The sequence below is a fragment of the Bacillus sp. JZ34 genome (assembly GCF_053903205.1).
Genome location: NZ_CP096403.1, coordinates 860,772 through 877,696, shown reverse-complemented (window position 1 = coordinate 877,696; position 16,925 = coordinate 860,772). Strand labels below are relative to the sequence as shown.

The window sequence follows — 16,925 nt, the reverse complement described above, 5'->3', positions numbered from 1 at the left end:
TTCAGTTGGTAGTCTTTTTTTATTATGAGCCTCTTTTCAAAAAATACGCGAAAAAACCCCGGTTTTCTCCAAAACCGGGGTGTTCTTTCATTTACTCAGAAACAGAAATGACAGAGCCTTCATATTTTTTGTCGATGAACTTTTTAATGTCCTCAGAGCGCAATACGTCCATCAGAGCTTTCACCTTGTCAGAATCTTCGTCGCCTTTGCGGACGGCGATGATGTTAGCGTAAGGATTGTCTTTTGGAGACTCAAGCTCGATTGAATCAGTTTTCGGATTGAGCTTGTTTTGGATCGCGTAGTTCACATTGATGAACACTGCGTCAGCTTCATTGGCTTCGTATGCTTTTGCCGTCATTTCAGGCGCCACATCATTTTTGATTTTGAGGTTTTTCTTGTTTTCTGTAATATCTTTTACTGTCGCATCCACTTTTTCAATGCCTGATTTCAGCTTGATCAGTCCGGCATTTTCAAGCATTGCAAGCATGCGGCCCTGTTCAGCGGCGTTGTTGCTCATAATAATTTTTGCACCGTCAGGAAGGTCTTTTAAAGATTTATACTTTTTAGAGTAAATGCCGAATGGCTCAAGGTGTACCGCGCCGACGTTAACAAGATCGTAGTCTTTATTTTCTTTCATTTCCTGTTCAAGATACGGGACGTGCTGGAAGTAGTTCGCATCGAGATCTTTCGTTGCAAGCGCCTTGTTGATCAGTTTGTAGTCCGTGAAATTTTTGATTTTAAGCTCATAGCCTTTTTCTTTCAAAAGCGGCTTTGCTTCTTCAAGGATTTCAGCGTGAGGCGTCGGCGTCGCTCCGACTGTGATGACTTTGCTGTCTTTATCCCCTTCGCTGCTGGAAGATCCGCAAGCGGCTAAAACGCCTGCAAAAATGATGAATAAAGCTGTTAATAAACCTTTTTTCATGTTGATGTCCTCCCTAACGTTTGTCTAATTTATTTGTTATAAAATCCCCGATAAACTGGATGATAAACACAATAGCTAAGATGAAAATAGTGGCGATGAGTATAATATCGGGATTGTTCATCTGAAAACCGTTTACATAGGCAAGGTTCCCGAGTCCGCCTGAACCGATTGCTCCGGCCATCGCCGTCGAACCGATCAGTGCAATCGCCGTAACCGTAATGCCAGAGATCAAGGCCGGCATCGATTCGGGCAGGAGCACTTTAAATATGATCGTCGATGTTTTGGCTCCCATCGATTTTGCCGCTTCAATCACGCCCTTATCAACTTCGCGCAAAGCGATTTCAACCAGGCGGGCATAGAACGGAGCGGATGCGATAATCAAAGCCGGAAGTGCGGCGTTCGGCCCCAAGATCGTGTTCATTAAAAACTTTGTGAAACCAAGCAGCAAAATAATCAATATAATAAAAGGAATAGACCTGAACACATTGACGATTGCCGAGATTACACCGTTCACGACTCGATTCTGCCAAATGTTTCCTTTTGAAGTCAGATACAGCAGCATACCGAGAATCACTCCGATGATAAAAGCAAACAATAGGGAAATTCCTGTCATATATATCGTTTCATACGTAGCTTCCCACAGCTGCTCCATATCTACGTTTGGAAACAGTTTTTCAAACATTCGTGATCACCTCTGCTTCTACTTGACGGCTCTTGATGAAATCGACCACATCATTGACCTCGTTTTCATATCCGTCGACATGAATGAACAATGAACCGTATGCGCCGTCCTGAGTTTGCGAGATTTTGCCTTGAAGGATGTTGACTTCAACATCGAACTTCCGAATGATCTGTGTGATCAGCGGCGATTCGGCCGCTTCACCGACGAAGGTGAGCTTGATCGTCCGCCCGGATGTCGTTTCTTCGAGGAAATGCTTCAGCGTTTCCTGTGTTTCCACCGGTTCTGTTACCTGCTGAACAAAGCGCTTTGTCATTTCTTCCTGCGGCTTGAGGAATACGTTCAGCACATCGCCTTCTTCCACGACCTTTCCGTTTTCCATGACGGCCACTCTGTGGCAGATTTTCCTGATGACATGCATTTCATGAGTAATCAGGACAATGGTCAGTCCGAGCCTTTCATTGATATCGGACAGAAGACCCAGGATCGAGTCAGTCGTCTGCGGATCAAGCGCTGATGTCGCTTCATCGCATAAGAGAACTTTCGGATTGTTTGCGAGCGCCCGAGCGATGCCGACGCGCTGCTTTTGGCCTCCGCTAAGCTGTGAAGGGTAGGCATTTTCCTTGCCTTCAAGTCCGACAAGCTTTATCAGTTCAGCGACTCTTTTCAGACGTTTTGCTTTGCTGACACCGGCGATCTCCAGCGGAAACGCAATATTGTCGCGGACCGTTCTTGACCACAATAGGTTGAAGTGCTGGAAAATCATGCTGATTTCCTGCCTTGCATTCCTCAGCTTCTTCCCTTTGATCTCACTGATTGTTCTGCCGGCTACTTCAACCGTGCCTGAAGTCGGCTGTTCAAGTCCGTTCAAAAGACGGATCAAGGAGCTTTTTCCAGCTCCGCTATATCCAATAATTCCGAAGATTTCACCTTTTTTAATCGTAAGGGTGACATCCTGGACAGCATTGACATCTCCATGCTTTGACCGATAAATCTTTGAAACATTTTGAAGATTTATCAAAAGCCATCACCTGCTTTCTTGCTCAATTCTCATAGTTGTCTAAATTCCTGATCAAACAATGAAAAAAGCCTTTCTGCACACATGAGCAGAAAGGCTTTTGAATAGTCCGGGCCTTTCTCTCATCTTTCAAAGCATAACGCTTCGTGTGAATTGGCACCATTTCAACACGTGTTGATGGTTGCCGGGTTTCATAGGGCACTTCCCTCCACCTCTCTGGATAAGAGAATCATATATTTATTTTTTGATTATTATGATCGGAATTCTTAAAGTAGGATATCATGCGAAAAAATAGTTGTCAACTATTTTTCGTAAGACAATCGGCCTACGGCGAAAAGAGACGAACGTAAACGCTCGTCTCTGTCCGACTTATACACGGAATGTGCCGATTTTTCAAATTTTTAAAATGTCTCTGAATAAAGATCGCTGTTTTTAAAAAAGCCGTCCGTCAGCCATAAAATCGCTTCAAGCTTCAATAAAGCTCTGAATGAGCCTTTTACTTGAACAGTGCCGCGCTGTACGAGATGCTGCAATGAAATATCGCCGTGAAGAAGGTCAATAATCTCGCTTTGCTCTCCAAAAAAGGTCAAATGAGCTTTCTCTGCAAGAGAAGATTTTTCCATTTCCCCTTTTTCGTTGATCGCTAACGTAAAAGCTTCTTTCTCGCCTTGAAACGTAATCAGCAAAGCCGTTGTCGATAATAGAGGTTTTAAAAAAAGAGCCTTGTCCTCTCTTTCTATCAATCCCATTTTCTCCAACTGTATAACCTCCTGTAAATTGGTCATACTTACAGATTCTCTGTCTGCCGCAGGAGTTCCTTTAGGAATTGCTCGACAAGTTTTTGCTGGTTATTTCCCGAGAAATATGTCAAAACCGCCCTTAATCCACAACATTTTGTTTAATCGTATCGTATAAGTAGGAAACGGAGTGAAAAGCGTATTCTTTTTTGACGACTTGCCCGTTTTTGTAAAGGATAAAGCATGGAACGCTTTCTATTTCCTGCTGCTTGGCAAATGCCGGGGAATAATTGAGATTGTTTTTATAAAAAGGAATGTCCTTTATCATTTCATCAACGACTTCCAGCATTCTTCCGGCCAGCTGACACGTTCCGCAGAACGGCGTGTATACATATAGAAGACAGGTCTCATGTTCAAGCCGTTTTAGCTCTTTTTCTTGGAGTTCTTGCATCTGTTGAACCGCACCTCAATACGTTTTATAATAAATATTTTGTATGTACCCGGATGTTTGAACGAATTAATATTTCTGCAACATGCTGACTCGGGGCGGAAGCGACTTCTTTGTATACCCTATCGATGTATAGATGCGAAGCTTGGGGGAGCTCCCTCGTCAGCTGCCGGCGGAGCTTTTCCCCTGATTCATCGGCATCCACCAGGATATAAACGTCTTTATCAAACAGCGTTTCGGCGAATTCATCGAGTTTTGCCTGGCTGATCGTTCCGTTTGTGCAAATGATATCCACGGGCTCTTCGATGACATGCTTCACTTTTTGCTTATCTGATTTCCCTTCGACGATCATGACTTTTTCATTTTCCGGCATATGGATCACCTTTAAAGATTTACTTGTAAAAAAAGGCAGTGAATGTTCACCGCCTGACTTGATTAACACCAGCCTTGGTGGTCATCACAGTCTACATATTTAGCATCCGGACCGCTTACGGTATCCGCCGTTTTGTAAAATCTCTCATCTTGGAATGAATATCCAGATTTCAACTCGTATTGATCCTTTCCGGTCATTCGGCCGATCAGCTCATTCTCATGGTACAGCTGCATTCCGCCGTTTTTTAATCGGCTTTCCACATGTTCTGTAATATCAATACGTTCTTTTTTCAGCGTCAATTTGGACACCCCCTCTTGATATAGAGTATCCAAACGACACATGGCTATCCTGAATAATCCTTAGTCTTCTTTTATCATGTCCTCATATTGCTCGGCTGTCATCAGATTTTCGATTTCAGAAGCATCGGACGGCTCGACGATAATCATCCAAGCCTTTTCATACGGAGACTCGTTGACGAATTCAGGGCTGTCTTCCAGATCTTCGTTCACTTCGACCACTTTTCCGTTGATCGGGGCATACAGCTCAGAAACGGTCTTTACGGATTCAACGCTGCCAAAAGGCTCGTCCGCTTTGATTTCGTCTCCCACTTCAGGAAGCTCGACAAATACGATGTCTCCAAGTTCGGATTGGGCGAAGTCTGTAATGCCGATTCTGACTTTATCTCCTTCTGTTTTCACCCATTCGTGTTCTTCTGAATAACGCAACTCTTTCGGTGTGCTCATGCTAACCCCTCCATAAAGTGTTTTAATCGATCCTACATTGAAGATATCATATTTTGATGGGTTATAACCAGTATGTCTTAAACTGATCTTCTTTAAAACCGACCGTTACTTTACTGCCGTCTGTCGCAATCGGGCGTTTGATCAGCATACCGTCCGAAGCCAGCAGTTCCAGCTGCTCATCTTCAGACATGTTTTGCAGCTTGTCTTTTAAGCCGAGTTCACGGTATTTTTGTCCGCTCGTGTTGAAAAACTTCTTCAATTCAAGCCCGCTTTTCTCGTAGAGCTCTTTCAGTTTTTCCTTGCTTGGCGGCTCTTCTGCGATATGTATCCCATTGATTTCTTTGCCATGGTCTTCAAGCCATTTTTTCGCTTTGCGGCATGTCCCGCATTTCGGATACCAGTAAAAATCCAAAGCCATACATACACACCCCTCTCATTTAATCGAGGTAATTTTAACACAGATCGAATGAAAAACCTAAAACCGTGCTCCATTCTATAACAGCTAAAAACCCCGCCTAAGCAGGGCTTTTCGTTTAAACGATATATTTCTCAGCTTCAAAGACTCCCTTGGCTGCCTGGCGCTTTTTCTCAATGACATTGACAGGCGTAAAGCGCGTCAATTTGCGGAGCGCGGACAGCATCATCCGCAGCGAATCACCTGATTCCATCGCAATGAGCGATTCCTTGGCATGGCTTTCAATTTCCTGAAAGGCAACTTGTGCAAAAATCTGCGTATAAAGAATTTTCTGGGCGTTTTTGTCTTCCCCGGTTGCCTGGATGGCTTTTTCTGTACGCAAAATAGCTGCTTCCATGGCGTAGACCTGGCTGACAATGTCGGCGATATTCACGAGGATTTCCTGCTCCTGGTCGAGCGCTTTTCCATATTTTTGCGCGGCGAGTCCCGCGATCATGAGCGCGATTTTTTTGGCGTTTCTCAGCAGATACTTTTCCTGTTCCAAAACGCCGTCACCTGGTTCTTCAGGCATGAGCATCATCAGTTCTTCCTGAAGCGCCTTCGCTTTCTCAAACAGAGGAAGCTCGCCTTTCATCGCTTTTTTCAAGTATGTGCCCGGGACGATGAGACGGTTGATTTCATTTGTGCCTTCAAAAATCCGGTTGATCCGTGAATCGCGGTAAGCCCGCTCCACTTCGTATTCCTGCATGAATCCGTAACCGCCGTGGATTTGGACGCCTTCATCAACGATATAATCAAGCGTTTCAGATCCAAATACTTTGTTAAGGGAGCATTCGATTGCATATTCAGCGATCGATTTCGCGACCTGGCGCCCGTCTTTTTGCTCTTCTTCGCTCAAGGTGCCCATTTTGTCTTCAAACAGCCCGACCGTACGATAAACAGAGCTTTCCATCGCATAAAGTCTGGCTGACATAGTGGCGATTTTTTCCCCGATTAAGCTGAACTTTGAAATCGGCGTCTTAAATTGCTGGCGCTGATTGGCGTATGAAGCGGACAGCTCGATGACCCGTTTGGAAGCGCCGATTGTCCCGACAGCAAGCTTATAGCGGCCGATATTTAAAATATTGAAGGCGATGACATGCCCTTTTCCCGGTTCGCCTAAAAGGTTTTCTTTCGGAACTTGAACCTGGTCTAAGATGAGCGTACGGGTCGAAGAGCCTTTGATGCCCATTTTTTTCTCTTCAGGCCCTGTGGAAACACCTTCGTAATCTTTTTCCACAATGAAGGCCGAAAAATGTTCGCCGTCTATTTTCGCGTAGACGATGAAAACATCGGCAAAAGCTGAGTTTGTAATCCATTGCTTTTCACCGTTTAATATATAGTGGGTTCCCGCCTCATTCAAAACGGCCGTTGTTTTTGCCCCTAATGCATCAGATCCGGAGCCAGGCTCTGTTAAGGCATAGGCTGCAAATTTTTCCCCTGTTGCAAGGGACGGCAGATACTTTTTCTTTTGCTCCTCGGTTCCGAAAAATACGATCGGAAGCGTGCCGATCCCGACGTGCGCCCCGTACGATAACGAAAAGCTTCCCGCTCTTGAGAATTTTTCGGTAATCAGCGCCGAGCTGATTTTATCGAGCCCGAGTCCGCCATACTCTTCAGGAACGTCAGCACCGAGAAGCCCGAGTTCTCCAGCTTTTTTCAGGAGCCTGACAGAGTGATCGAAATTGTGCTCTTCAATTTCGTCGATGTATGGCAAAACATCTCCGAGAATATAATCTTCAGTCGTTTTGGCAATCATTTTATGTTCATCTGTGAAATCTTCCGGTGTAAACAGCTGATCAGCCGTCACCTCTTCGATCAGAAAGGCTCCGCCTTTTTTCATATGGTCTTTTGTTTGTTCCATTGTTCCATCCCCCTTGTGATTAAACTAATTCGAATACCCCTGCTGCTCCCATGCCTCCGCCGATACACATTGTTACAACGCCGAATTGCTCGCTTCTCCGCCGCATTTCGTGGATCAATTTCAGCGTGAGCTTTGTGCCCGTGCAGCCGAGCGGATGTCCGAGCGCAATCGCTCCACCGTTGACATTGACTTTTTCTTCATCGATGCCAAGCGACCTGATCACCTGGATCGCTTGTGATGCAAATGCTTCATTTAATTCGAATAAACCGATATCAGAGAGCTCAAGTCCCGCCATCTTCAGCGCCCTTGGAACAGCTTCAACAGGACCGATGCCCATCACCTCCGGCGGAACGCCGCCGACTGCGAACGAACGGAACCTTGCGAGGGGCTTTAACCCAAGCGCATCCGCTTTTTCTCTGTCCATGATCATCACTGCGGCCGCCCCGTCGCTCGTCTGCGATGAATTCCCTGCCGTAACAGAACCGTCCGCCGAAAACGCCGGTTTTAACGTTGACAGAACGTCTTTCGTTGTCCCCGGGCGCACACCTTCATCGGCAGAGAAAGTAAACGTCCGCTCCTTCAGCTTGTGATGGTCATCCACTTCTCTGACGGTGACGTCCACCGGGACGATTTCATCTTCGAACTTTCCTTCCGCGATCGCTTTGGCTGCTTTTTGATGGCTGCTGACGGCAAATGCATCCTGATCATCCCTGGAAACGCCGTATTTAACGGCAACCTGTTCAGCCGTATGGCCCATTCCCATATAATATTCAGGAGCTGTTTCCGCGAGCGCCGCGTTCGGTCTGACGATATGTCCCATCATCGGCACGATGCTCATCGATTCAGCGCCGCCGGCAATGACCGTGTCGGCAGCTCCAAGCATGATTTTTTCGGCCCCGTAAGCGATCGATTGAAGTCCTGAAGAACAATATCTGTTGATCGTAACGGCCGGAACTGTGTGCGGCAGCCCGGCAAGCGCGCCGATATTGCGCGCCATATTCAACCCTTGTTCGGCTTCCGGCGTAGCGCAGCCGATGATTAAATCATCGATATTCCCTTCATAACCGCCAGCTCTTTTCAACGTCTCTCTCACTGCATATGCGCCTAAATCATCGGGACGGACAGTCCTCAATGAGCCTTTTTTTGCTTTTCCGATCGGGGTTCTCGCTCCCGATACAATAACTGCCTCTTTCATTATTTTCCCTCCTTAATTACGCAAAGGTTTGCCTTTTACAAGCATATGCTGCATTCTCGCCTGCGTTTTCGGTTCGCTCACAAGGCTCAGGAAAGCTTCTCTTTCCAAATTGAGCAAGTATTCTTCCGTTACTTCAGCGCCGAACGGAACCCTCCCGCCCGCGATGACAAACGCCAGCTTTTTCGCTATCTTCATGTCGTGTTCAGAGATGGCGCCGGACAGCTTTAACGATTCCGCACCGAGCAGGAGCGCCGCATAGCCGGTTTCGCCTGTCACCGGAACTTTCTTTTTCACCGGCGGACGGTAGCCGCTTTCGGAAAGTGTCAGGACGAGTTTTTTAGCATCGTATAACAAGTGATCCTGGTTGATGCTGATTTGATCCTCTGCGGTTAAGATGTTCAGCTCTTTCGCTTCTTGAGCCGAAGTCGACGTTTTTGCAAGAGCAATTGTCTCAAACGTTTTGATGGCGGCCTCCTGGATATCCGGTTTAACGCCTTCAGGCAGCCCCTTCAAGTAGTTTAAATAAAGCTCTTTATTGCCTCCGCCGCCCGGAATCAGGCCGACGCCTGTTTCAACGAGGCCCATGTATGATTCACTTGAAGCTTGAACACGGGCTGCAGGCAGACAAAGCTCAGTCCCCCCGCCAAGCGTCATCCCGAACGGAGCAGCGACGACCGGCTTGGTACTGTATTTCACTTTCATCATCGTCTCCTGGAACTGACGGATGATCATGTCAATTTCCATATAGTTGTCGTCTTGGGCTTCCATCAGCATCATCGCAAGATTGGCTCCGACGCAGAAATTTTTGCCCTGGTTGCCGATCACAAGTCCTTTATAATTGGCATCTACTTCCTCAAGAGCGAATTTGAGCATTTGGATGATGTCGAGGCCGATTGCATTGCTTTTCGAATGAAATTCGAGCAGTGCGACATCATCGCCTAAATCGATCAAACTTGCCCCGCTGTTTTTCTTGATGACGCCTTTTGTTTCTTTGAGTGACGACAAATGGATCGTTTTCTTGTTTTCTTGAAGCGCCCTGTATTCGCCGCTTTCAAAACAGTAGCAGAACGTCTTTCCGTTTTCTCTAAGGTAGAAGGTCTCATGTCCTTTTGCGAGCATTTCCTTCACCCAGTCCGCGACTTTCCAGCCCTCTGCTTCAAGCTTTTGCACCGCGTTTTTCACACCGATGCTGTCCCACATTTCAAACGGACCTTCCGACCAGCCGAACCCCCATTTCATCGCCTGATCAATCGCCGTTATGCTGTCAGCGATTTCCCCTGTCAGCTCAGCCGAATAGACAAGCGTCGGAGCTGTCATGTTCCAAAGAAGGCTTCCCGCTCTGTCATCTGAATAAATAAGCGCTTTCAATCTCGCTCCTGCGCCTTTCATTTGCTTGGCCGCTTCAAGTCCCGATGTTTTTAATGTTTGGCGTTTGCTGTAGGTCATCGTCATCGGATCGAGCTCAAGGATGTCTTTTCCTTCTTTTTTGTAAAAACCTTGTTTCGCTTTGCTTCCGATCCAGCCTTTTTCGAGCATTTGTTCAATAAATTCAGGCAGCCGGAAAACGTTTTTTTCTTCGCCAGTGACTTGGTTATAGACATTTTTGGCAACGTGCGAAAATGTATCAAGCCCGACGACATCTAGCGTTCTGAAAGTTGCGCTTTTCGGGCGTCCGATCAGCGGGCCTGTAATCGAATCGACTTCGCCTATCGTGTAGCCGCCTTTCAGCATTTCCTGAACCGCCACAAGCAAGCCGTAGGTTCCGATGCGGTTGGCGATAAAGTTTGGCGTGTCTTTCGCTTCAACAACCCCTTTGCCAAGGACGTCTTCGCCGAATTTCTTCATAAAGTCCAGCACCCCGGGATCCGTTTCATCAATCGGAATCACCTCAAGCAGCTTTAAATAGCGGGCCGGGTTAAAAAAGTGCGTTCCTAAAAAGTGCTTTTTAAAATCAGCGGACCTTCCCTCCGCCATCTGCCTGACGGAGATGCCTGATGTATTGCTGCTGACGATGCTTCCGTGTTTTCTGTATTGATCGACCTTTGAAAACACTTGCTTCTTGATCTCCAGGTTTTCGACAACCACTTCAATAATCCAGTCGGCATCTTTAATTTTTTCAAAATCGTCTTCCATGTTCCCTGTGCTGATACGGCTGATATTCTTCTTCGAAGTAAGCGGAGCCGGTTTTTGCTTTAGCAGCTTTTGTACGGCTGACTGTGCCAGCCGGTTGCGCACATCCGGGTCTTCAAGGGTGCGGCCTTTTTTTCTTTCCTCATCTGTTAATTCACGCGGCACCATATCGAGCAGTAACACAGGAATCCCGATATTGGCTAAGTGAGCCGCGATTCCGGAACCCATTACACCGGAACCGATAACGGCGGCTTTACGAATATGCTTGACCATGAAAGATCCTCCCCTACTTTGAATGAATACTCATTCATTTTTGCTCCAAAAAAATAAACTCTCCTGTCTTCTTTCATCTTAAAAGATTTTGGAAGCGAGTTCAATAACTTGGTGCAAAATTTCTGAAATTTTTTCAGCGGGTATTATTTTGCCGCGGTTACATGTTTCCCCGCTTTTGGGACAAACCAATAGAGAGGGAGGTGAAGGCCTTGGTACGTGAAAGAAAAACTCCATCTTCAGCCGCAGTCAGCGCCGCAAGCATAAAAGGTAATGCAGGTCCGGATTATAAAAAGGCGGATGCGGGCGGAAAACGGACAAGCCAAAACCAGCAATATAAAAAGCATAATATGGATGTTCCTGAAGATCACTAAGCCCCCTTTAAGCAGCCGGTATAAATTTCCACTTTGTTAGGAAATCTAAAAATAAACCCTAAAAGGAGGCAGACTCATGCAGCAACAGCAAGGAATGACAACACCGCCGCCAGTCATTTCAACAAAGGATCATCTGTATTTGCAGGATATGCTGAACTGGAACTTGCTCGCAATGAAAAAAGCGCATTTTATGGCGGACCAGTGCCAGGATCAGTCTCTTAAAACAGAACTCGACAGGGTCGGACAAATGCACCATCACCATTACAATGTGATATTGGAGCAGCTTCGACAAAATCAAACGCAAAACCCGTCAGCATACATGCAATAGGAGGTTAATGATGAATCAGCAAAACCAACAGAAAATCGGCAATCAGGAAACTCCTGTCCCGAAAACGAGCGCGATGAATGACAGGGATTTTGTCAACGAACTGCTGACAACCGAAAAATACATGACGGCAGCATACTCGACAGCGCTTAATGAATTAAGCCATGAGTCGCTTTACCAAGCCGTTCAGCCGCTGTTTAACGAGGCGCAAAACGTACAGCGCAGATTGTACCAGGTGATGTTTCAAAACGGATGGTACAAGGTGGAGGCAGAAGATGCCCAGAAAATCCAGCAGTCTTATCAGCAGTTCCATTCTACATTGCAAGACCAGTCGCCATATCAGCAAAACCAATAAACAAAAAATAAGCAGAGGAGTCTCCCTGCTTATTTTTTTTGATTAGCCGCTCGGTGCGCTTCATTTCGTTCTTTAATTTGACGGATTACTTCTTTTATCTCCTGCTTCGCATCCGGATAAGCTCCGTTCCAATGCTTGGCGAGGGGCGGCATGCTTTTGGCGATATGGCTGTAGATGATCCACATCTTCACCTGTTCTTTCAGTTCTTCGTCCGTTTCGCCTAAAAGCAGCTCCGTATATTTCTCAACAAGTCCATCCAGCTGCTCCTTTAGTTTTTCCACTCACGACACCCTTTCTTTACGTTTATTTCTCGGGCATGTCCTGCATTTGACACCGTTTTTGTCTGTTGCATAATACAGACAGCAAGTCGTGCGTGTCCGGTCCTCCGCATGCTGTCCGGGATAAAACCTTTTGAGAGGGTTTTCGTCCGCCCCTTCTTCAAAAAGACCGGGCTCAGCTTCATAAAGAAGAAAATGAAAATCTTGCGCCGCCCGCGCCTTGAGTTTCGGATCTTCCAGAAGCGTGTCATACATCCAATACAGATAAACGGCAATATTTTCCCAAAGAATATGCTTTGAAATCGAAAATACCCGCCGACAGGCCGCGATCAGGCCGCCAAGGTGGCACCTGAAGATATCCTCAGTCAATCTTTTCAGTTCTTCGGTGCGATCCGCTTCGATAAGCTCAGCACCTTTGTGAAAATAAAACGACGGCGTCCACCCTCGATCATCGGCTTCTATCTCCCATGACACGGAAGCAGAAGCGGTTGGCAAGCGCTTTCCCCAAACCGTAAACAGATAGAAATGCAGCGCAGCCAGCATCCCGCTGCGCTTGACGAGCATTGAAGCCGCAACTTTTTGATTCGGAGCGTTCAGCCTGTCTTTAATATCTTCTACATAACGTTCTAAAAAATCCTCATCAAGGAGCTTGTTTCCTTTAACAGAGAATAAGGAGCCGGTCTGCTTCGTTCCAAGGCGAAAACGAAGCAATGACTCAAGCTCCTCTTTTGTTAAATTAAGCATGGGACTGAACCACCTGCTGGACGATGCATCTTCCTCTTCCGTATGGAATGCAGTGCGGCGTGCCGAAAAGCGGATCTTTCGTCACTTCGCAGTCCATTTCAAAAACGTCCTGCACAAGCTTGCAGTTGATAATGGATTCAGGCCGGCCTTCGGCATATATCTTTTTATCTTTAATCGCGACGAGGTGGTGAGCGTAGCGGCAGGCAAGGTTCAAATCGTGCAGCACCATCACGATCGTGCGCTTTTCGTGTTCATTTAATTCAAACAAAAGGTCCAGAATTTCAATTTGATGCGTCATATCCAAGTATGTCGTCGGTTCATCCAGTAATATGATATCCGTTTCCTGGGCGAGCGTCATCGCGATCCAGGCGCGCTGCCGCTGGCCTCCTGACAAGGAATCGACTGTGCGCTCGGCCAGTTCTTCCATTCTTGTCGCTTTCAAAGCCTTTTGCACAGCCTCTTCATCTTCCGCCGACCATTGCTTCAGCCAGTTTTGGTAAGGGTACCGCCCCTGCTTAACGAGCTGGAGAACGGTCAGGCCTTCCGGAGCCGAAGGGCCTTGAGGCAGAATGGCCAGCTCCTTTGCCACTTCTTTCGTGGGAAGTTTGGCGATGGAGCTGCCTTCGAGAAGCACTGAACCGCCCTTTGGCTTCATCAAACGTGCGAGAGACCGAAGGAGAGTCGACTTACCGCAGCCGTTGCTGCCGATAAATACGGTGATTTCACCTTTTGGGATCGTTAAGTTTAACTCATCAATAATGATTGTTTCTCCATAACCTAAGCTTAACGTTTCTGTTGAAATGGCACTCATAAATGAAATCTCTCCTTTTATTGGTTTCTGCTTTTATACAGCAAGTAGATAAAGTAAGGGGCGCCGATCGCTGCAGTAAACACACCGGCAGGCACTTCAACGGGAGAAAAAAGCGTGCGTCCGATGATGTCGGCAATCAGCACAAGCAATCCTCCGATCAGCGCTGCAACCGGCAAGAGGGCGCCGAATGATGAACCGACAAGCCTTCTTGCGATATGCGGGGCCATCAAACCGACAAATCCGACGGTTCCGGCAAAGGCAACTGCAATTCCGGCAAAAGCCGTGCTCAGCAGAAGGAGCAAAAAGCGGTTCCGCTGAACCGAGCTGCCCGCTCCTGTCGCCAGTTCTTCACCAAGCGTCTGAATGTTGACGTTTCTGGCGGCGGCTGCGGATATCAGCAAAAGGACAAGCGCAGCCGGCATTAAAATATTCACATCCTGCCAGTTCGATCCATATACTGATCCGGTAATCCAGACGTTCGCCTGAGACATTCTATATATCGGTCCTTTTATCATAAACAATGTCGTCAGCGACTGGGCAAGCATCGAAAATCCGATTCCGATCAAAACGAGCCTGAAAGTCGAAGAGCCATTTTTATATGAAAGAAAATAAACGAGCATTCCGGCGAGAGCCGCGCCGATAAATGCGGCGACCGGGAGCCAGCTGATGCTGACCGTAAGCGCATTGTTTTTATCGGAAAACAGCATTAAAAACAAGACAACGGCGACTGAAGCCCCGCCGGTCACACCGATGATATCCGGCGAAGCGAGCGGATTGCGGATCAGACCCTGGAGGATCGACCCGGCTGCCGCCAGACAGATTCCGGCAAACAGAGCGACCAAAATCCGCGGCATCCTGAAGGACATGATGATCAGGTCATCGCCCGGATCACCCATGCCCAAAAACGTTTTCGCGACGGCGCCTGGAGAAATAAAACGTTCACCGATGCCGGCGCTGAGGACGACGGCACAAGCCGTCAACACCAATAGGATCATGAACGAAAACAGCGCTTTTCTGCCGATCAACAGTGAAATGCCGCCTTTTCCGATTCTCAGCGTGCGGTAATTTTTCATTTTTGGAACCCCCTTCTCGCGATATAGACAAAAATGGGTGTTCCAATGATGGCTGTCATGACGCCGACAGGCACTTCTTCAGGCATAATCAGGTACCTTGCGCCAATGTCTGCGGTTACAAGCAGGATGGCTCCCAGCACGGCACAGTACGGAAGAACCCAGCGATGGTCGTGGCCGACGATAAATTTTGCAAAATGCGGGATAACAATACCGATAAAACCGATCGGCCCGGCGACGGCGACAGATCCCCCGGCGAGCAGGATAATCGAAACCGCCATCAACGCTTTGATCAGCCACGTTTTCTGGCCGAGGCTTTTTGCCACTTCCTCCCCCATCGTTAAGACATTGATTTTCGACCCGAGTAAAAAGCTGATGATGAATGCCGGCACGATATATGGAAGGACGGAGACCAAGAGGCTGAGGTCGCGCCCCTGGACAGAGCCCGCAAGCCAAAACAGCGCCTGCTCAAGAGCTGCTTCATTAACGGAAAGCATGCCTTGCGTCAATGATGAGAACAGCGCTGACATCGCCGCCCCTGCAAGCGTCAGCTTGACCGGCGTCAGCCCTTCCCTTCCGAGAGAGCCGACAAAATAGACGACAAGCGCGGCAAACGCTGCACCAAAAAACGAGATCCATGCAATCGTCTGAAGCGAACTGACGTGATAGAAAAACAGCGCTCCAACAACAAAGAAACCGGCACCCGCGTTCACGCCGAAAATTCCCGGGGAAGCAAGCGGGTTTTTTGTCATCGCCTGCATTAAAGCGCCGGCAACTCCGAGGGAAGCGCCGACAGTTGCAGCAATCAGCGCGCGCGGCAAACGCACGTTTTTGATGACAAGATGTTCATTAGAGCCGCTGAAGCCCGTAAAAGCCTTGTAGGCCATCGACCATGACGTATTCGTATAACCGTATACGATACTAGCGCAAACGGCGGCAACCAGCACCAAAATAAAAGACAGTAGTGCGATTGTTCTATATTTATTCGTTCTTAAGAGCATAAATTAAAATTCTCCTAGTTTGACTGAAACATCTACTGGTTATTGTATCAGATAACATTGATCTTGAAAATCATTTTCAATTAACAATTGACAAAATTCTGATCAAAAATTATGATCAGGATGAATGACTTACATACCTAAGGAGGACACACATGAAGAGATGGTCAATTGTTGGATTTATCGCTTTGTTAGCGATTTCAATTCTTGCAGCCTGCGGCGGAGGCAAGGATGACTCTGCAAAGGGCGGAGAGAATAAAGATACTATCACCGTTAAACACGCAATGGGTACGGAAGAACGAGTGCCTGCAGACCCAAAAAGAGTCGTCGTCCTGACAAATGAAGGAACCGAAGCGCTTTTGGAACTCGGAATCAAACCTGTGGGTGCAGTCAAATCCTGGACAGGCGATCCTTGGTATAAGCATATTCAAGCCGATATGAAAGGCGTTAAGCAAGTCGGGCTCGAAGGCGAACCGAATATCGAAGCGATAGCCGAGCTAAAGCCTGATTTAATCATCGGGAATAAAATGAGACATGAAAAAATCTACGACAAGCTTGAAAAAATTGCTCCGACTGTCTTCTCTGAAACGCTGCGCGGCGAATGGAAAGACAACTTCTCCCTCTACGCGAAAGCGGTAAACAAAGAGGAAAAGGGCAAAGAAGTTTTAGAAGATTTCGATAAAAAAGTCAGCGAATTAAGCGACAAGCTCGGTGACCAGAAAAAGAAACGGGTGTCGGTTGTCAGATTTATGGCCGGCCAATCAAGGATTTACTATAAAGATTCTTTCCCGGGAATCATCTTGGATCAGCTCGGTTTTAAGTATCCGGAAAAACAGGAAAAACTGTTTGAAAAACAAGACGACAAATTTGTTTTTATGACGGAAAATAAAGAATCGATCCCTGAAATGGATGGGGATGTCCTGTTCTATTTCACATATAAACCTGCCGAAAGCAAAACAGAGGCCGAAACATGGCAAAACGATTGGACAAGCGATCCGCTTTGGAAAAAATTGAACGCTGTCAAAACCGGAAACGCCCACGAAGTCGACGATGCGATCTGGACGACGGCCGGCGGTGTCAAAGCAGCGTATCTGTTCCTTGATGACATCGAAAAATACTTTTTAAAATCGTAAGCAA

Annotated in this window: 21 protein-coding genes and 1 riboswitch; of the genes, 4 read left to right on the top strand and 17 right to left on the bottom strand. The window is 47.0% G+C overall.

Annotated features, from left to right (window positions below; genetic code table 11):
• Positions 1 to 91: 91 nt before the first annotated feature.
• The 12 genes from metQ to M1D90_RS04250 all read right to left on the bottom strand — a co-directional run bounded on the left by metQ (position 92) and on the right by M1D90_RS04250 (position 10,836).
• The gene (gene metQ, locus M1D90_RS04305; protein WP_095292329.1) at positions 92 to 922 is read right to left on the bottom strand and encodes a methionine ABC transporter substrate-binding lipoprotein MetQ; all 831 of its coding nucleotides are present in this window, start codon (positions 920 to 922) and stop codon (positions 92 to 94) included.
• 13 nt (positions 923 to 935) lie between these two features.
• Positions 936 to 1,604, bottom strand: coding sequence for a methionine ABC transporter permease (locus M1D90_RS04300; protein ID WP_003185053.1), 669 nt, complete (start codon positions 1,602 to 1,604; stop codon positions 936 to 938).
• Complete coding sequence (gene metN, locus M1D90_RS04295) at positions 1,597 to 2,622, bottom strand: methionine ABC transporter ATP-binding protein MetN (protein ID WP_023856214.1); 1,026 nt, start codon at positions 2,620 to 2,622, stop codon at positions 1,597 to 1,599. The genes M1D90_RS04300 and metN overlap by 8 nt, the downstream gene beginning before the upstream one ends.
• A 116-nt stretch (positions 2,623 to 2,738) precedes the next feature.
• Positions 2,739 to 2,846: riboswitch (SAM riboswitch) on the bottom strand.
• 174 nt (positions 2,847 to 3,020) lie between these two features.
• Complete coding sequence (locus M1D90_RS04290; RefSeq protein ID WP_020452875.1) at positions 3,021 to 3,377, bottom strand: SCP2 sterol-binding domain-containing protein; 357 nt, start codon at positions 3,375 to 3,377, stop codon at positions 3,021 to 3,023.
• 121 nt (positions 3,378 to 3,498) lie between these two features.
• Complete coding sequence (locus M1D90_RS04285; RefSeq protein WP_026580080.1) at positions 3,499 to 3,807, bottom strand: thioredoxin family protein; 309 nt, start codon at positions 3,805 to 3,807, stop codon at positions 3,499 to 3,501.
• Positions 3,808 to 3,832: 25 nt separating this feature from the next.
• The gene (locus M1D90_RS04280; RefSeq protein WP_075212653.1) at positions 3,833 to 4,177 is read right to left on the bottom strand and encodes a toprim domain-containing protein; all 345 of its coding nucleotides are present in this window, start codon (positions 4,175 to 4,177) and stop codon (positions 3,833 to 3,835) included.
• A 62-nt stretch (positions 4,178 to 4,239) separates the two neighbouring features.
• The gene (locus tag M1D90_RS04275) at positions 4,240 to 4,476 is read right to left on the bottom strand and encodes a YusG family protein (protein WP_020452878.1); all 237 of its coding nucleotides are present in this window, start codon (positions 4,474 to 4,476) and stop codon (positions 4,240 to 4,242) included.
• Positions 4,477 to 4,536: 60 nt separating this feature from the next.
• Entirely contained in the window at positions 4,537 to 4,920 is a 384-nt protein-coding gene (gcvH, locus tag M1D90_RS04270; RefSeq protein ID WP_020452879.1) for a glycine cleavage system protein GcvH, read from the bottom strand.
• Positions 4,921 to 4,981: 61 nt separating this feature from the next.
• Positions 4,982 to 5,338, bottom strand: coding sequence for an arsenate reductase family protein (locus tag M1D90_RS04265; protein ID WP_020452880.1), 357 nt, complete (start codon positions 5,336 to 5,338; stop codon positions 4,982 to 4,984).
• 115 nt (positions 5,339 to 5,453) lie between these two features.
• A complete protein-coding gene (locus M1D90_RS04260) occupies positions 5,454 to 7,238 on the bottom strand; it encodes an acyl-CoA dehydrogenase family protein (protein WP_145654530.1) in 1,785 nt (594 codons plus the stop codon).
• A 19-nt stretch (positions 7,239 to 7,257) separates the two neighbouring features.
• Positions 7,258 to 8,433, bottom strand: coding sequence for an acetyl-CoA C-acetyltransferase (locus M1D90_RS04255; protein WP_456283162.1), 1,176 nt, complete (start codon positions 8,431 to 8,433; stop codon positions 7,258 to 7,260).
• Positions 8,434 to 8,445: 12 nt separating this feature from the next.
• On the bottom strand, positions 8,446 to 10,836 hold the full coding sequence (locus tag M1D90_RS04250) for a 3-hydroxyacyl-CoA dehydrogenase/enoyl-CoA hydratase family protein (protein ID WP_075212654.1): 2,391 nt from the start codon (positions 10,834 to 10,836) through the stop codon (positions 8,446 to 8,448).
• A 209-nt stretch (positions 10,837 to 11,045) separates the two neighbouring features.
• On the opposite strand from M1D90_RS04250, the gene M1D90_RS04245 reads away from it, so the two are divergent.
• From M1D90_RS04245 to M1D90_RS04235, 3 genes are all read left to right on the top strand, one after another.
• Positions 11,046 to 11,207: a YuzL family protein gene (locus M1D90_RS04245; protein ID WP_456283161.1), complete on the top strand. Its 162-nt coding sequence runs from the start codon at positions 11,046 to 11,048 to the stop codon at positions 11,205 to 11,207.
• A gap of 76 nt (positions 11,208 to 11,283) precedes the next feature.
• On the top strand, positions 11,284 to 11,535 hold the full coding sequence (locus M1D90_RS04240; protein WP_023856221.1) for a hypothetical protein: 252 nt from the start codon (positions 11,284 to 11,286) through the stop codon (positions 11,533 to 11,535).
• A gap of 10 nt (positions 11,536 to 11,545) precedes the next feature.
• Positions 11,546 to 11,887, top strand: coding sequence for a spore coat protein (locus M1D90_RS04235; protein WP_009329552.1), 342 nt, complete (start codon positions 11,546 to 11,548; stop codon positions 11,885 to 11,887).
• Positions 11,888 to 11,916: 29 nt separating this feature from the next.
• Here the strand turns inward: M1D90_RS04235 and M1D90_RS04230 are convergent, their stop codons facing one another.
• Genes M1D90_RS04230 through M1D90_RS04210 form a run of 5 tightly spaced genes read right to left on the bottom strand, consistent with a single transcriptional unit; the run spans position 11,917 to position 15,791 of the window.
• On the bottom strand, positions 11,917 to 12,168 hold the full coding sequence (locus tag M1D90_RS04230; protein WP_020452886.1) for a YusU family protein: 252 nt from the start codon (positions 12,166 to 12,168) through the stop codon (positions 11,917 to 11,919).
• The gene (locus M1D90_RS04225; RefSeq protein WP_456283160.1) at positions 12,169 to 12,909 is read right to left on the bottom strand and encodes an IucA/IucC family C-terminal-domain containing protein; all 741 of its coding nucleotides are present in this window, start codon (positions 12,907 to 12,909) and stop codon (positions 12,169 to 12,171) included.
• Positions 12,902 to 13,720, bottom strand: a complete 819-nt coding sequence (locus M1D90_RS04220; protein ID WP_020452888.1) for an ABC transporter ATP-binding protein — start codon at positions 13,718 to 13,720, stop codon at positions 12,902 to 12,904. The genes M1D90_RS04225 and M1D90_RS04220 overlap by 8 nt, the downstream gene beginning before the upstream one ends.
• A 17-nt stretch (positions 13,721 to 13,737) precedes the next feature.
• Positions 13,738 to 14,793, bottom strand: coding sequence for a FecCD family ABC transporter permease (locus tag M1D90_RS04215; protein ID WP_456283159.1), 1,056 nt, complete (start codon positions 14,791 to 14,793; stop codon positions 13,738 to 13,740).
• On the bottom strand, positions 14,790 to 15,791 hold the full coding sequence (locus tag M1D90_RS04210; RefSeq protein ID WP_020452890.1) for a FecCD family ABC transporter permease: 1,002 nt from the start codon (positions 15,789 to 15,791) through the stop codon (positions 14,790 to 14,792). The genes M1D90_RS04215 and M1D90_RS04210 overlap by 4 nt, the downstream gene beginning before the upstream one ends.
• A gap of 152 nt (positions 15,792 to 15,943) precedes the next feature.
• On the opposite strand from M1D90_RS04210, the gene M1D90_RS04205 reads away from it, so the two are divergent.
• Positions 15,944 to 16,921 carry an ABC transporter substrate-binding protein gene (locus tag M1D90_RS04205; protein ID WP_020452891.1) on the top strand — a complete coding sequence of 326 codons (978 nt, stop codon included), beginning with the start codon at positions 15,944 to 15,946 and terminating at the stop codon, positions 16,919 to 16,921.
• Positions 16,922 to 16,925: the final 4 nt, after the last annotated feature.

Coding starts and splice junctions, on each gene's coding strand:
- M1D90_RS04265 (WP_020452880.1), bottom strand. CDS start 5,338: ATGGCTTTGGATTTTTACTGGTATCCGAAATGCGGGACATGCCGCAAA.
- M1D90_RS04285 (WP_026580080.1), bottom strand. CDS start 3,807: ATGCAAGAACTCCAAGAAAAAGAGCTAAAACGGCTTGAACATGAGACC.
- M1D90_RS04235 (WP_009329552.1), top strand. CDS start 11,546: ATGAATCAGCAAAACCAACAGAAAATCGGCAATCAGGAAACTCCTGTC.
- M1D90_RS04225 (WP_456283160.1), bottom strand. CDS start 12,909: ATGCTTAATTTAACAAAAGAGGAGCTTGAGTCATTGCTTCGTTTTCGC.
- M1D90_RS04205 (WP_020452891.1), top strand. CDS start 15,944: ATGAAGAGATGGTCAATTGTTGGATTTATCGCTTTGTTAGCGATTTCA.
- gcvH (WP_020452879.1), bottom strand. CDS start 4,920: ATGAGCACACCGAAAGAGTTGCGTTATTCAGAAGAACACGAATGGGTG.
- M1D90_RS04240 (WP_023856221.1), top strand. CDS start 11,284: ATGCAGCAACAGCAAGGAATGACAACACCGCCGCCAGTCATTTCAACA.
- M1D90_RS04210 (WP_020452890.1), bottom strand. CDS start 15,791: ATGCTCTTAAGAACGAATAAATATAGAACAATCGCACTACTGTCTTTT.
- M1D90_RS04260 (WP_145654530.1), bottom strand. CDS start 7,238: ATGGAACAAACAAAAGACCATATGAAAAAAGGCGGAGCCTTTCTGATC.
- M1D90_RS04250 (WP_075212654.1), bottom strand. CDS start 10,836: ATGGTCAAGCATATTCGTAAAGCCGCCGTTATCGGTTCCGGTGTAATG.
- M1D90_RS04280 (WP_075212653.1), bottom strand. CDS start 4,177: ATGCCGGAAAATGAAAAAGTCATGATCGTCGAAGGGAAATCAGATAAG.
- M1D90_RS04300 (WP_003185053.1), bottom strand. CDS start 1,604: ATGTTTGAAAAACTGTTTCCAAACGTAGATATGGAGCAGCTGTGGGAA.
- metQ (WP_095292329.1), bottom strand. CDS start 922: ATGAAAAAAGGTTTATTAACAGCTTTATTCATCATTTTTGCAGGCGTT.
- M1D90_RS04220 (WP_020452888.1), bottom strand. CDS start 13,720: ATGAGTGCCATTTCAACAGAAACGTTAAGCTTAGGTTATGGAGAAACA.
- M1D90_RS04215 (WP_456283159.1), bottom strand. CDS start 14,793: ATGAAAAATTACCGCACGCTGAGAATCGGAAAAGGCGGCATTTCACTG.
- M1D90_RS04255 (WP_456283162.1), bottom strand. CDS start 8,433: ATGAAAGAGGCAGTTATTGTATCGGGAGCGAGAACCCCGATCGGAAAA.